This window comes from Leptolyngbya iicbica LK (assembly GCF_004212215.1).
Classification (GTDB): domain Bacteria; phylum Cyanobacteriota; class Cyanobacteriia; order Phormidesmidales; family Phormidesmidaceae; genus Halomicronema; species Halomicronema iicbica.
Map to the genome: position 1 here is coordinate 1 of NZ_QVFV01000013.1, position 14,247 is coordinate 14,247.

Consider the following 14,247-nt stretch of genomic DNA (forward strand, 5'->3'; position numbering starts at 1 on the left):
GGCTGATGGTTCGTATCTTCAGCTTATGGCGAGTGAGCTTTTTTACTGACTGAGCGATTTATCAAACATCCTCTCAGGTTGGGGAGCGATCGCCGGGTGGGTCACCAATCTCTTCACTATGGCCGCGTACTGGTGGCAGTTTGTCGACTAAGCCCATTTCAAAAGCAATGTCCGGGAGTTCCCCGGCGATATATTTGCCCGGCTCAAACATCCGTCCTGGAGTCAAGCAAAGCTGCCGCAGTTCGACAACTTCGGTTTCTAAAAACATGGCACGGGACAGGCGACGTTCGAGGGGCATGGAAATGGGGAGTTGTAGGGTGGATGAGTGGCAGAGTGAAGTGGGTGAAAATGCCCGTGTTCGCTGATGATTTTCAGCATTTAGTCGTCAAACTGCATCAGTTCGCGGGTATAGTTTTCGTCCAAAATACGTTTGGGGCGCATGACCACTAACAGTCTGCCGAGGAGTGGGCGATCGCTGGGTTCTGGCAGCCATTCCACCGTGACCGTGCCACCTTGCTCGGTGATAAAGTAACTGTCGGCATCCCAGTCGCGTTGGGCGCGATCGCACACCAGCAATACCGTTTCAGGATTGTCAGGATTTTGCACATTGGGCAACTGGGCGGGCTTGGCCAACATCGCTACGGGATCTGCCGCTTGCAAAACCACTTGCCAACCGGGAATGGGCACCCACGCCGCTGGGCCATCGGCCTTCACTGCCCCAAAGGGATCCTCGGGCACGATGACGGGCACCGCCTTGAGGTCTTTAACGCTCAGGGGCAGTTGACCCACCAGGGGAATGATGAGGGGCAGTTCGGCATCGGTTTCGATGCGGTAAGTCGGGAGGGTCGGGGCGGGTCTCGACTTCACGACGGTCAGGTCAGTCAGCAACGATTCCACCTGTTGACGAGCGGAGTCGCTACTGGCAAAGCGCAAGGCTTGGGCGATGAGGCGCGATCGCGCCGCCAAATCAGACTGCTGGCGGGCTAGCTTCCAATAGGTATAGGCCACCGCATCACCCGCACTGTCACTAAACCCAGGCGGTGGCTCTTTCAAATAGGCGTACTCTTTGAGCGCTTTGGCCGCGTCTTTAATCGTGTCGGCATCTAAGCCTTGTTGCAAAGCCAGTTCAGCGGCGCGGGCGCGATCGCGCTGGGTCAGAATACGCAACTCATATAAGATGTCGCTGCCCCGCTGCGCAAAATGCGACTGCACCATCGTGGAGGCTTCGGCGGCCACAATCGAGTCATAGACCTGTGCGCCGACCATGACCTGGTTTTGCTGTGGTGGCTCAAATCCCGTCTGTTCAAAAATCTCCTGCGGCTTGAGCCCCGCTTTTTGCAGTGCCTGGCAGGCTTTGCCCCACTCCACCCAGCTACCTTCTTTATGGCGGAGTTGAGTCACCAATTTATCAATATCAACAGGCGAGTTGGTCACAGGTTCAGAAGAGGCCATGGGCACAGTCAAAGGGATGCGATCGGTCTGCCCTGACTCTAGCGCGTTCATTCCTTCATCAGCGTTAATTTCTTTATAGTGCTTGACGCTAGTACCCCCCTCAGGGCATGATCATAGTCGCATTATGCGGGGCTATAGCTCAGTTGGTAGAGCACTTGAATGGCATTCAAGGGGTCAGCGGTTCGAATCCGCTTAGCTCCATTAGTTCAGTTTTAAGAGTCTGGTTTTAGACTTCACTTAATTTTCAATTTTTAGCACCATCGCTACATCGATTATTCAAGCCAAATCCTTGTAGCGCATGTCATTTCACCAAATTCGGGATTAATATTTTAGGCAATTAAACTTTTTAGAATTGTGGCGCTATGAAATATTCTCGGTTGTGGTTGTTGCAGCTGGCTGTCCTGACTGGGGCAACCGCCCTAACGCCAACCGCGCAAGCTTCTACAGCAACGCTTGTAAAGCAAGCAGTAGAACAGCCTGTCACTGCATCAACGCTGACAGAACCTGAGACGAGTAGGGAGCGATCGCTCGGCGTCAATCTTGCCGAGGCGTTGGCAGCTGAGCCGACCTCAACCACTACAACCAGCGCTGAAACGGTCTCCGACCTGAGCGAGCCGGGCCTCAATGCAGCCCCGGTTCCAGCCGCAACAACTCTGATGGATCTAGAGGCTGTGGCCAATGCCATGACTCCGGTCACCGCAGCTGAGTCTTTGACCGTGGTTGAATTGGTCGAGCCGGGTACTGGCAACACCTGGGCACCGGCCCAGTCAGCCAGCGCCTTAAGTGACCAGGGAACCGCGATCGCCCAAACTATTCCCGCCACCCAAACCACGACCGGCTGGTATGTTTCGTTAGCCCCAGAAATCGTGTTTGGCTATGACGTTGACATCGACGGCGGCAATGTCGCGGTGCCTGTGATTCCCGCCCCCGGGTTGCCCCCCATTGGCATCACCACCGTACCGCTCGATACCTCACTCGATACAGATACTGGCTTTGGCGTTAGCGGGGCCGTTGGCTATCGTTTTGATAATGCGCGGGTCGAGTTTGAGGTGGGCTACAACAATAACAATGTCGATAGCATCACAGTCAACAATATCGATGCCTCAGCAGACGGCGATATTGGCAACTGGAAATTTTTGATCAACGGTTACTACGATTTTCCGACCGCTAGCCGCTTCAGTCCGTATGTAGGTGGCGGTGCAGGTCTTGCCGTTTTGTCGGCCAATGATGTGTCGGCGACATTGCCGCCGTTTGGTGAAGTCAGCATTGATGACTCCGACTCCAGCTTTATCTTCCAGTTTAAAGCTGGGGCAGGCTATGACATTACCGATGAGCTGACGGCATTTCTAAACTACCGACTAATGGGCATTCCGGGCCAAAGCTTTGAAGCACTGGGGACGGATTTAGATGCCGATACGTTGTTCATTCACTCACTGCAATTAGGGGCGCGCTACGAGTTTTAGCGCAACTGCCGGGTGTTGCTATGGCAATTCTCAGTCAGGTACCGAGAGCCCAAAAGTTGCAGGAATGGGCATTCAATCTAAGTGTGGACAGTCGTCTCGGCTGTCCCGGAGCAGGTAAGATGTCTGCCTGACAAAACTTGGATTTTATACAATCCTGTCTTAATCCCCTCGTTTTTCTGCGGTGGAGATGAACGGAGCTATCTGTGCAACGCCATAGCGTTAGAGCAGTTCGGGCGAATTGAGCCAATCCAGGGGGACCGGTTCGTCTGGGGCATCTACACGATGAGTTGCCAGAGAGCGGTCGTCAGCAGCAGGATAGCGACATGTTGCGGCAGCAGCAATCGGAGGGGATAACGCGCGATTTTCTGCGTCAGCCCGATCGCTAACACCGCTCCGACCAGCAGCGAAGTCCCTTGCAAAAAGGCCACGACTGCGGGATGCGCGACTAATACGGGCAAGTTTATCCCCGACAGGCCAATGGTCGCCGCGCTCACAGGCAATACCCGCCCCGCCTCATTGAGAAACAAGTACAGATAGTGAGCCAGCGTGCCCATGAGCACTAGGGGCAAGTAGCCATAAGCGAGTTCCTTGAAGGGACGTGGCTTGCGGGTGCGGGCCAGTTGATAAATGAGGAAGAGACCGCCTTGGGCCACTAGGGGCAGTAGGGCAGGCAGGGTAAGGAGGGCGATCGCGAGCCCCCCGTGCACCCAAAAGTTGCTCAGATCCACTGGCCACGGTAGCCACGACACCAATTCCGGCAGCCGATGGAGAAACACCGCATCCAACAGCAGGAACAGCAACGCCACTTCATAGAAACGAGGCGTATGGGTGGTCCACAGTTCAATGCCGGGAGGGCGCAGGTTAAATTCCACCGAGCGATGGGGACACGCTTTGAGACAAGTCATACACAGCACGCAATCTCGATTTTCTTCGAGCTGCGCCGGATGCGAGTAAATGGGGCATCCCCCGGTTTCCTGCCCTTCTCCCTTGGCCGGCCCACCTTTATAACACTGATAGGTGGTGCATTCCGCCGAACAGGTGCCCTGCTGAGCCCGCAGTTCGGTCATTGAGAGCTTGGCATAAAGGCCATTCATGCCGCCGATGGGGCAGAGATAGCGACACCAAAATCGGCGCTCAAAAATTTGGGAAAACACGATCGCCCCTGCCGTAATCAGCAGCAGTAAACAGGACGACAAATACGCTGTATTTTGCAAATCCCACAGTTCTTCCCACAGCAAAATCAGGGCAAATAGCCCAAAGAGAAACCAACCGCCCCAGCGCTCAGCCGTTTCGCGGGGCCAGCGTTTTAACTGTCGGGGCCAGAATTTGAGCGACAGGGTTTGTAGCGCCTCACCGTAAATCATGAACGGGCAAACGGCACACCAAACCCGCCCCAGGAACGGGAAGACCAGCAAGATCACCGGCCACCACCAGACCCAAAACAGATTGAGGGCAATATTTTGATCGCGGGTTTGCGGCCCAACAAACAGCATGATATTCACTAAAGCGAACACCGAGAGCGTGAAACCGTAATTGAGGCGATCGGGCCACCAGGGACTCCGGAGAAACTGCCGGAGGGCGGGATACGCATTCAGCAGGTTGAGGCGGAACTGTTTCTTTTTGCTTTGAGACGGCCAGAGAATTTCTTCGGTCAGGACGCAATCGGGGGCGACCTGCGATAAGGCTCGCGTGACCAAACTTTCCAACTCACGCAAATTGTTGGGAAAGTCGTAGGCCTGAAGGCGGCGAATCGCTTCTGGGGTTACCGAAATCTTCTTTTGACCGCGAGCGCGGCTCACCAAGCTGATGTAGTAGTTAACGTAGTCTTCAATATCCGCTTTACGCACGCGCAGCGGCGGCACTTTGATCTGCGCGTCAACAACTTTGTCGACAGCAGGAATGGGGCGCTCAGAAATCAGAATGAGGCGGGCGTTACTGGGGCGAGTAGGCACTGGCTCGTCGAGATCGCGGCTCACCGGGGCATACGTCTGCTGGGTCAGCAGTTGAGCGATCGCCCCTACTAAACTCTCCGGCAACTCTTCCACATTATTGAGAATGAGCGTGCCCTGACCGAGGGCTTCGAGCAGTCCCGGCTTGCCGCCCACGCGGCCAAACAGTTCTGCGCCACTGGCTTGCAGCCGCGCACAATCGACTTTGATGATGGGCTGCCGCCGATAGTCAGACCCGTAGTGAATCAGCGCCGCAATATTGTCTTTTTCGTTGCCGGGCTCACCAAACACCAGCACCGAAGCGCAAGTGGTCTGACCGTGGTCAAACGCATCGCGAATTTGCTGTCGGAGCCGCTGGGCATAGCGACTGCGACCAATCACCCCGCGTCGGGCTTTAGTCACCAGATAGGGGCGCAAAATATCCTGTCGCTCTTGCTCGTAGGTGAGTTGAGAGGCGACTTGCCGCAGTTCTGCCGCAATGCGTTGCGAAAACAACTGCATGATTTCGGGATAGTCGGTCTTGAACTGCTCTACCTTGGCCGCTGGCAAAAACCAGAATTGGCAGTGGCTCAGAGTCAGGATCGTGCTTTCGACAGGTTCACCGAGGAGGAGCGATCGCAAGTTCAGCACGGACCCCGGCAAAAAACTCATCGGACTCCGCACCCCGGGCTTATGCTCCAACCGACCGTCAATCAAGATGAACAGCCCTTCTGGTGGCGTATCAGCCATCACCACTGGCTGGTGGGGTGGCAAAGCACGCAGTTCGAGCTGGGTGCTCAGCGCCCCTAACGTGTCCGCACTGAGGACGTTGAGCGCCGATCGCTCTTGCAACCAGATCAAGCGATCGTGGGCGGTGGTTATCACCATGGTTCATCCTCATTGCCTTACCCTACAGTCAGCGACGTGCAGGTGCTTTTATGATAAATCTCGTCGATCTCTGGGTTCCGCTAGCGTTACTTGGGTTAATCGTTCTCGCGGCTATCTACTTTGCTCGGGCTTAACCCTACGACAAAGTAAGCAACAGCGATCGCCCCGCCTCACAAAGGACCCGCCACCTGGCAAGCCCCGACCTCATCGCAGTCACCGAGAAAACTCCCCCCAAAAAACCAACCCTTCAGAAGCAGCAGCATATAAATTCCTCTATCGGAAGATTTAGAAAACCTGAAAACTGTTAAGAAGTATGTAGTTTTCTGTGGAATGTCTGCTATGGTAATGAGGACTGATACGAAGAGGAATTTATATGCGCTACACCGTTGAAGAAGGTGGTCGGTTAAACAACTTTGCCGTCGAACCCAAGATGTACGAAGCTGAACCGCCTACCGCTACTGAAAAGCGCAACTATATTATTCTGGGCGCACTGGCTTTTGGGTTGGTTGCAGGCGTTCTGTCTTTGGCCTTCGTCGTCTCCTAATTAAACTTTCAAAATCACTAAATAACTTAAAAGCCTGCCGGAGCAATTGCTCCGGCAGGCTTTTAATTAAGGTTGTCACCCAAAATGTGGTTAATCAACTGGCTCAAGACATTCCCACGCTATGGTCAGTGGCGATCGCCCACCCGGTTATGAGAGAAACAGATCAGCCTCGGCCTTGCGCCGTCTGAGCAATCCGGCTTCTGCCGAGGTGCCCGGATTGCGATACTTGCTGAACTGCTCCGTGATCCAGGCGCGATCTTTCCACCTTTGGGGCGAGTCGCAAACCGCCGTGATGGACTTAAAGCCACTGCCGCGATAAAACCCAGATCCCAAATTGTAAGCAAAGCTATAAATCGCACTACGCTGATTGTCGTTCATCTGTGACCAGGTCGGAATGCGCTCCATCGGGGCGCGAGTCTCTTTCTCAATATGGTCAATCAGATATTCTTCGGCCTGCTCTCGGGTGATGATGTCGCCCTGCTTTACCTTGCGACCATCGGGATATTTAGTGGTGCCATAGCCAATGGTCGGCACGGCCCAACCGTGAATTGGGTCGGCATACGCCCGTGCCCGACCATCGGGCAAACGCTCAGCATATCCTTCAAATTCTTTAATAATGTCGATCGCGGCCCGGGGAATTTTGCCGCTTGCAGCACTGCCAGGCGCGGGTTCTGGCGGTTTCGGCGGGGCTGGTCGGGGCGATGGCTCCGGCCCCGTCAGCGAGACCGTCATCGCCCGGGGGTAATCAGTGCGCATAAACCACGAGCGTACCGCCGAAATATTCAACACCTGTTCGTCAGGATTTGTTTTAGAAGGATATTTGGACAGCCTGGAAATCCAATAGCCGCCTTCCATCAGATAAATCGCTTTCGCGGTCTCTTTAATCCAAGTACCCATACCCCAATCCTCCAGTGGTAGATGATCTCAAGGTTTCCCTGATGGTACTCGTAGTTATTAGTTTTATCTGAAAACAGCAAATACCGTTACTCTCCAGCCTGCTGAAGACAGTGAGTGATCTCTCCTCTGGAAACCTTTTTTTCTCAAGCAGGCTAGAGAACAGTTAACGGCTTTTTGCTTCCGCTCAATGTTGGACTATCCAGCCAACATGAGTTTTGACACACCGGGGGTCAGCCCTCGGCTATGTTGGCGGCGGCCATGGGTAGCGCAGGGCGAGTGCGTTAAACCCAAGCACATTTCAACATGGTCCAGCTATACCGGACGACGTCCCTCTGCGAAGCCCGACTGAATGTAATGCTGCGTTGCAGCATTTAAATCTGAGCCAAACGCCGCCCGCAAATCGCCGTAGTTTTGTAAGTAAGTAGCAGCATCAAAGGTTCCGTGGCCACGCCCTTCTTGGCTGCCAAAACGGATGTAGTGAGAGGTTGCAGCCTCTAAATCGTAGCCAAACGCCTGAATTAAATCAGGGTTGGAAGCCAAGTATCGACCCTCGTCAAACAAATCATGTCGGCGATTTTCGAATTGTCCTAAGTTCTGATAGTGAACTGTGCCTGCATCAAGGTTATAGCCAAAAGCAGTTATTAGATCTTGATAAGAGGCCAGATACTGTGCTGCATTAAAGATACCTCCCAACATAGAGCGCCCCTCATGACGACCAAACTGCATGTAGTGCAAAGTAGCCCCTTGGAGATCATTGCCGTAAATGCTCAACAAGTCATCGTAGGCATTTAAATACCGTTGAGCATTAAAGCGATTGTAGGAGCGACCTTCTTGCCGACCATAAGTAAGATAATGCGATTGCAGTGCAGCCGCATCTGTACCCAAGACAGCCATCAAATCATGGTTAGACGCCCCATAGATTAGGGGATCAAATCCCGAGGGCAAGGCTGCACTATTGTTATTGGAGGCAGTTCCCGAGCGGCCGGACAGCGATCGCCCCTCTTGATAGCCAAACTGGAGATAATGCAAAGTAGCTGCTTGCAAATCATTGCCAAAAGCAGCCCGTAAATCACCGTGCGCTGCTAAGTATTGAGCGGCATTGAACAAATTATAGGCTCGCCCTTCTGCCCGACCATGATTCAGATAATGAGCCTCTAGCGCTGCCGCATTGCTACCAAAAGCTTGAATCAAATCACCATGAGAAGCGCCATATTGGAGTGGGTCAAAGTCTGGGGGTAAAGCATTACTCGAAGAAGTATTTGGAGTACTGCCACCGCCGCTGGTCGGGGTGCCACTGCCCCCCGGATTTTCGATGTCACCGCGGCCAAATTTTTGCGTCCAATAATGTCTGCCGGTATAGTTTCCCGGGTCATTTGCCAGGTAATAATAGCCGACGCCAATTTCATTCCAGGTGGCATTTTCAATATTGGCCCGGTGCCCAGAACTGTTGAGCCAACCAGTAAATACAGCTTGGGGAGTCGTGTACCCCCAGGCAATATTTTCGCCCACACTACGGGTCTCATAGCCAAAGTCTTGGGCGCGATCGGCTGGACGTTTGCCATCTAGATTTTGGTGATCAAAAAAGTCCAGGTTGGCCATGTTGTCCGAGTGGTATTGGGCAGCTTCTTCCAGATCAATATCGACTGAAAGGGCGGACAACCCTAATTGGGCTCGGTGTTGATTCGTGAGGTTGATGATTTCTAAAACAAATGCCTCATTTTCCATGATGAATTAGCTGCTGAATTAGCAGTTGTAATGGGTTACAGAATTCAAAATTGCAATATCCTGTCAGTCACACAGATTCGTATGACTAGGAACTGATATTGAGGTAGATGAGGTAGTTCCAATTCCGTCGAAATCAGTTTCATTTCCAAGCATTGGAAATGAGTCACGTCGCTCTCCTGTCATGGAGATTAGCGTTGTGTAAAAACAGGCAATCAGGTAGATGGAGGATGCCTAGCAGCCCTGGAAGATACCTCGCCTCTACTCAACTGAACCTGGATAGATCGCTCAAGGTTGAGTCCCTAACATCCCTGGTTGTTGCAAAACTGTGTGCTGTAAAGGCATAGCATCTTGGTAAATCAAGAGATGCTTGGTTGCCCTAGACAACATATTTATCTGGCCTGAAAGTGATATAAAAACCAGACAATGCCTCGTTAGGCAGTCGAGGTCAATATGAGCTGATGCTGGGGTTCGCGGGGATACTCATATTTCACAAGTGAGCCCCCGTTTTATTCGCCCAATCCTGTCGGTAGATACATGAATTGGCAGATACATTCACCAGGATGGCGGTTGCAATCAAAAAGTGACAATGATGAATTTACTTGGGTGATTAATTATTTTTTTGATGACATTACGCAATAACCGCATATGGGCGAGCTGATTGCTGAGTTTAAGTAAGGTGAGCTCAAGGGTTTTGGCCTACCAGCACAAACTGTACGCTCCCTCTACCGTGTCCTGAATCCGGCGGTGATACAGTTGCCTAACCAGCAGACAAGCGACATCAAACCTGAGTAAGCGGCTCATGCAGCCCACTCAGGTATCTGTTTAGGGCAAATATTTTGGGCGCACCTCTATCCGATGGTGAGCGGACAATGTTTAGGCGCTAAGGGGTATGTTCAGAACAAGAAATAGCGCTGGGCCATGGGCAGCACGTCGGCGGGTTCGCAGGTGAGCAGTTCGCCATCAGCGCGGACTTCGTAGGTTTCGGAGTTCACTTCCATATGGGGCTGGTAGGTGTTGAGCTTCATGTCGGCTTTGCCAATGCTACGAATGGTGTGGACCGCTTCGGGCGGTTTTTGCAGGCCAATTTGGGCAGCGATGCCCGCTTCGACGGCAGCTTGCGACATAAAGCTGACGCTGGTGGCGGCGATCGCTCCGCCATAGCTGCCAAACATCGGTCGCATGTGCACGGGCTGCGGCGTGGGGATGCTGGCGTTCGGGTCGCCCATTTGCGCCCAGGCGATCGCGCCCCCTTTCAACACAATCTCGGGCTTCACCCCAAACATGGCAGGCTTCCACAAACACAGATCCGCCAGTTTGCCCTCCTCAACCGACCCGATGATGTGGGAGACGCCGTGGGTGATGGCGGGGTTGATGGTGTACTTAGCGATGTAGCGCTTGGCGCGGTGGTTGTCGTTGCGATCGCTGTCTTCTGACAAGGCGCCCCGCTGCACTTTCATTTTGTGGGCGGTTTGCCAGGTGCGAATGATCACTTCGCCCACCCGGCCCATGGCCTGAGAGTCGGACGAAATCATGCTGAACGCGCCCAAATCGTGGAGGATGTCTTCGGCGGCAATAGTTTCGCGGCGAATGCGGGACTCGGCAAAGGCCACGTCTTCGGGAATGCTGCGGCTGAGATGGTGACACACCATCAGCATGTCGAGGTGTTCTTCGAGCGTGTTGGTGGTGTAAGGGCGGGTGGGATTGGTGGAAGACGGCAGCACGTTGCTCTCGCCGCAAACCTTGATGATGTCTGGCGCGTGGCCGCCGCCTGCGCCTTCGGTGTGATAGGTGTGAATGGTGCGCCCTTTGAAGGCGGCGATCGTGTCTTCCACAAAGCCCGACTCGTTCAGAGTGTCGGTGTGGATGGCCACCTGCACGTCGTAGTCTTCGGCCACGCTGAGACAGGTGTCGATCGCGGCGGGCGTCGTGCCCCAGTCTTCGTGCAGTTTCAGACCGACGGCTCCGGCTTCCACCTGTTCTCGCAAGCCGGGCTGGAGCGCACTGTTGCCCTTGCCCATAAAGCCGAAGTTCAGCGGAAAGGCGTCGATCGCTTGATACATGCGCCAGATGTGCCAGGGACCGGGGGTGCAGGTAGTGGCGTTCGTCCCCGTGGCGGGACCAGTGCCGCCGCCGATCATCGTGGTGACGCCGGAGGCGATCGCCGTCTCAATCTGCTGGGGACAAATGAAGTGAATGTGGGCGTCGATGCCGCCTGCGGTGAGGATCATGCCCTCGCCCGCGATCGCTTCGGTGCTGGGGCCAATAATGATGTCTACATGGTCTTGAATGTAGGGGTTGCCCGCTTTGCCGATTTTGGTGATGCGGCCATCTTTGATACCGATGTCGGCTTTGACGATGCCCCACCAGTCCAAAATCAAGGCGTTGGTGATGACGGTATCAACTGCCCCATCCGCCCGCGAGATGGGCGATTGCCCCATGCCATCGCGAATCACCTTACCGCCGCCAAACTTCACTTCGTCGCCGTAGGTGGTAAAGTCGCGTTCCACCTCAATGATCAAATCGGTATCCGCCAGCCGCACGCGATCGCCCACCGTGGGGCCATAGGTTTCAGCGTAAGCGCGTCGATCCATGCGGTAGCTCATGGGCAATCCTCAAAAAATGCAATCCACAGGTGAACTGTAGAGATAATCGGCCCGCCGAACCGCTAAATCACTTACAGTCGGCAATATTCTACGGTGACTTGAGCGGTCAGCGGGCGAGTTTCGAGGTTTTGTAATGAATTGAGGCGAGACGATACAAGCAGCGGATAAGGAGGGGTGTGCAGCGATCTGTAAGGGCGTGAGCGATCACCCTCAAAGCTCTAGTCGAAAGTGAGGGTCTAAAATTGAGATACCTCTCGGCTACCGTTGAAGAATTGCTCAATACTTGCAATGATTGCCGTCCCCAACTACATCAGCCCAGAAGAATACCTGGAAATTGAAGACCAAAGCCCCATTCGTCACGAATATCGTCGGGGTTTGGTGTACGCCATGGCCGGGGGCTCGGATAATCACGATCGCATTGCCCTCAATTTGTTGACCCTGGTTAACTTGCATCTCGGCGATTCCGCTTGCCGCTTTCATTCCGGCAATGTCAAAGTCAATTTTCAAGACGACTTTTATTATTATCCTGATGCGTTTGTAACCTGTGATTCTCGTGACCGCGACGATCGCTACGTCAAACGATATCCCAAACTCATTGTGGAAGTGCTGTCACCCAGCACCCAAGAGTTCGACACGGGCGAAAAATTTGCCGATTACTGCCAACTCGATTCCCTTGAAGAATATGTCTTGATCTCGCAAGATCGTCAGCGCGTTGAGTGCCGCCGTCGCACGAGTCTTAATACCTGGGAAACGGTGATTTACCAGACGGGTGACACCGTCGCTCTCCACAGCATTGATTTGCAGTTTGCGATCGCTGAACTTTATCGTGGACTTGATAACTGAGGACGAGCATGATCTGCCAATAGACCGTCGGTGATGATGTGGGGAACGTCTGAGATCGGCCCAAGATGGTTCCTCACGAGTTACTCAAGACGCCGGACAAGACCTGTAAAGCCAGCAACCCACAATGAAGTGAGTACCCAGCCCAACATAATTTGTAGCCAAAAATAGGCGAGAAGAACCCCGCCATCTCGAATCCCTGTCGATAAACAGTCAATACTCTTATCAACGGGCTCACCAAGACTGGCCTTGGGTATCCAGTAGCTAGCTTGATGTAAATCGATCACTGGCAAGAAAACATCTAATGAATACGTGAGCGGGAAGAACTCGGGATAAGTCAGGGATGAATCTTCTGCAGTTGCAATGGTGTAAGCCTCCAAGTCTGATGCTTCTATCCACCCGTCTCGGTAGCCGATGTGAAACAGACCAGTGCCAAAGATAATCACAGCCAAAGACATAAACAGTGCCCGTGTAGGTTTATAGCCATGGGCAATAGTTTTTCCCAGAAACCAGTTCCAAAACCATTTGAAGCGACTCAGATTGCCATACTGACGAGCTGCTTCCTGTTTACCAATTAGAATTTCCGTGGCTTCCTGTTCATGGCCACTGGCCTGGAGGACTCGCGCTAGTTGGGTATAGGGCTGAGGCGAAAAGCGCCCCTTGCCGTGCTGAGGCTGCAGCCATCGCAGTCGATACTGGCTATCAGTTGGGGAATCGGGACTGAGTTTTTCGTAAGTAAAGCCCTCGATCCGCAACTTACCCGGTTGGGGCCACTGAGAACGACTTTTGACCTGAGAATCTGCCAAGGTCAAGGCTCTGGCAAACCTCAAATCAACCTCAGTGGTGGGGGAATCGGGGGCCAGCATAGCGCTATCCAGATACAGACCGTCCGCAATTTGCGCATCTTGCAAAAATATCCTGCCGTGGGCATAAAAGTTCTTTGATAAAAAGACTGCGCCCCCAACTGCAACACTATCCACGAACAGAGCAAAACCATCTGCGTTTTCAAACCGGCCTTGATGACAATCGAGGTTACCGCCAATTGTGGCTCCCCCAAGTGACACAACGCCTTTAGCAAAAAACCCATTACGCAGTAATACAGAACCCTTAATCTCACTGTTATCAACTAGGAGAGCATCGCCGCCCACATTCTCAAACCGGCCCTGACCACACTCAAGGTTGCCGCCAATCGTGGCTCCCAGCAACGACACTCGCCCTACTGCATAGAATCCGTGACGCAATAATACACCTCCCCTAACCTCGACGCCCTCAGCAAACAGGGCATCGCTGTCGGGATTCTCAAACCGACCCTGACCACAGTCGAGAACACTGCCAATTTTTGCTCCCAACAACGATACTCGCCCTGTGGTGTAAAAACCTTGGCATAGAAATACTGCTCCCTTGACTGCAATACTTTGAGCAACTATGGCGTCACCCCCCGCATTCTCAAACTGACCTTGATAACAATTTAGATCTCCGCCAATCTTGGCTCCGTTCAACCATACATTTCCAACAGCACGGAAGCCCCTGCGTAGCAACACATCACCACTGACCTCAATATTTGAAGCGAGCACGGATTCACCGCCCGCCCCCTCAAAGTAGCCTTGATCACACCCGAGATTGCCGCCAATCGTGGCTCCCAATAACGATACTCGCCCCGTGACGTGAAAGCCGTTGCGCAGCCACACAGAGCCTTTGACCTCAATGCCCTCAGCGAACAGGGCATCGCCGTCTGAGTTCTCAACGCGGCCCTGGTCACAATTGAGATTGCCGCCAATGATTGCTCCCAACAGCATCACTGTGCCTGTAGCATAGAAGCCCTGACCCAAGAACACATCACTCTCGACTTGTAAGCCTCTCGCCTCCAGAGCCACCATCACTGTTTGGTCGGTTTCAGGAAGCTTAAT

10 protein-coding genes and 1 tRNA gene are annotated in these 14,247 nt (G+C 53.3%); 4 read left to right on the top strand and 7 right to left on the bottom strand.

Annotated features, from left to right (window positions below; translation table 11 throughout):
* Positions 1-73: 73 nt before the first annotated feature.
* Both DYY88_RS23385 and DYY88_RS23390 read right to left on the bottom strand, forming a co-directional pair.
* Positions 74-298: a hypothetical protein gene (locus DYY88_RS23385; RefSeq protein ID WP_039726718.1), complete on the bottom strand. Its 225-nt coding sequence runs from the start codon at positions 296-298 to the stop codon at positions 74-76.
* Positions 299-378: 80 nt separating this feature from the next.
* Positions 379-1,452: a RuBisCO accumulation factor 1 gene (locus DYY88_RS23390; RefSeq protein WP_039729835.1), complete on the bottom strand. Its 1,074-nt coding sequence runs from the start codon at positions 1,450-1,452 to the stop codon at positions 379-381.
* Between the two features lie 128 nt (positions 1,453-1,580).
* Between DYY88_RS23390 and DYY88_RS23395 the strand changes: the two genes are divergently transcribed.
* A tRNA-Ala gene (locus tag DYY88_RS23395) sits at positions 1,581-1,653 on the top strand.
* A gap of 161 nt (positions 1,654-1,814) precedes the next feature.
* A complete protein-coding gene (locus DYY88_RS23400) occupies positions 1,815-2,915 on the top strand; it encodes an outer membrane protein (RefSeq protein ID WP_044151190.1) in 1,101 nt (366 codons plus the stop codon).
* 275 nt (positions 2,916-3,190) lie between these two features.
* On the opposite strand, the gene DYY88_RS23405 is transcribed toward DYY88_RS23400, so the two are convergent.
* Entirely contained in the window at positions 3,191-5,731 is a 2,541-nt protein-coding gene (locus DYY88_RS23405) for a sigma 54-interacting transcriptional regulator (RefSeq protein ID WP_039726716.1), read from the bottom strand.
* 373 nt (positions 5,732-6,104) lie between these two features.
* Here DYY88_RS23405 and psb34 point away from each other — a divergent pair, with 373 nt between their 5' ends.
* Entirely contained in the window at positions 6,105-6,275 is a 171-nt protein-coding gene (psb34, locus tag DYY88_RS23410; RefSeq protein ID WP_130199582.1) for a photosystem II assembly protein Psb34, read from the top strand.
* Positions 6,276-6,422: 147 nt separating this feature from the next.
* On the opposite strand, the gene DYY88_RS23415 is transcribed toward psb34, so the two are convergent.
* The 3 genes from DYY88_RS23415 to ureC form a co-directional block, all read right to left on the bottom strand.
* Positions 6,423-7,172: a lysozyme gene (locus DYY88_RS23415; protein ID WP_039726715.1), complete on the bottom strand. Its 750-nt coding sequence runs from the start codon at positions 7,170-7,172 to the stop codon at positions 6,423-6,425.
* A 312-nt stretch (positions 7,173-7,484) separates the two neighbouring features.
* Positions 7,485-8,897, bottom strand: a complete 1,413-nt coding sequence (locus DYY88_RS23420) for a CAP domain-containing protein (protein ID WP_052288393.1) — start codon at positions 8,895-8,897, stop codon at positions 7,485-7,487.
* A gap of 893 nt (positions 8,898-9,790) precedes the next feature.
* The gene (ureC, locus tag DYY88_RS23425) at positions 9,791-11,500 is read right to left on the bottom strand and encodes an urease subunit alpha (RefSeq protein WP_039726714.1); all 1,710 of its coding nucleotides are present in this window, start codon (positions 11,498-11,500) and stop codon (positions 9,791-9,793) included.
* Positions 11,501-11,788: 288 nt separating this feature from the next.
* Here ureC and DYY88_RS23430 point away from each other — a divergent pair, with 288 nt between their 5' ends.
* On the top strand, positions 11,789-12,343 hold the full coding sequence (locus tag DYY88_RS23430; RefSeq protein WP_039726713.1) for a Uma2 family endonuclease: 555 nt from the start codon (positions 11,789-11,791) through the stop codon (positions 12,341-12,343).
* A gap of 80 nt (positions 12,344-12,423) precedes the next feature.
* Here DYY88_RS23430 and DYY88_RS23435 read toward each other — a convergent pair whose 3' ends face one another.
* Positions 12,424-14,169, bottom strand: a complete 1,746-nt coding sequence (locus DYY88_RS23435; RefSeq protein WP_130199583.1) for a hypothetical protein — start codon at positions 14,167-14,169, stop codon at positions 12,424-12,426.
* Between the last annotated feature and the right edge of the window lie 78 nt (positions 14,170-14,247).

What these genes read in the sequence shown, in the direction of transcription:
- DYY88_RS23405 (WP_039726716.1), bottom strand. Translation starts at nt 5,731, where the DNA reads ATGGTGATAACCACCGCCCACGATCGCTTGATCTGGTTGCAAGAGCGA.
- DYY88_RS23385 (WP_039726718.1), bottom strand. Translation starts at nt 298, where the DNA reads ATGCCCCTCGAACGTCGCCTGTCCCGTGCCATGTTTTTAGAAACCGAA.
- DYY88_RS23415 (WP_039726715.1), bottom strand. Translation starts at nt 7,172, where the DNA reads ATGGGTACTTGGATTAAAGAGACCGCGAAAGCGATTTATCTGATGGAA.
- DYY88_RS23400 (WP_044151190.1), top strand. Translation starts at nt 1,815, where the DNA reads ATGAAATATTCTCGGTTGTGGTTGTTGCAGCTGGCTGTCCTGACTGGG.
- DYY88_RS23430 (WP_039726713.1), top strand. Translation starts at nt 11,789, where the DNA reads ATGATTGCCGTCCCCAACTACATCAGCCCAGAAGAATACCTGGAAATT.
- DYY88_RS23420 (WP_052288393.1), bottom strand. Translation starts at nt 8,897, where the DNA reads ATGGAAAATGAGGCATTTGTTTTAGAAATCATCAACCTCACGAATCAA.
- DYY88_RS23390 (WP_039729835.1), bottom strand. Translation starts at nt 1,452, where the DNA reads ATGGCCTCTTCTGAACCTGTGACCAACTCGCCTGTTGATATTGATAAA.
- ureC (WP_039726714.1), bottom strand. Translation starts at nt 11,500, where the DNA reads ATGAGCTACCGCATGGATCGACGCGCTTACGCTGAAACCTATGGCCCC.
- psb34 (WP_130199582.1), top strand. Translation starts at nt 6,105, where the DNA reads ATGCGCTACACCGTTGAAGAAGGTGGTCGGTTAAACAACTTTGCCGTC.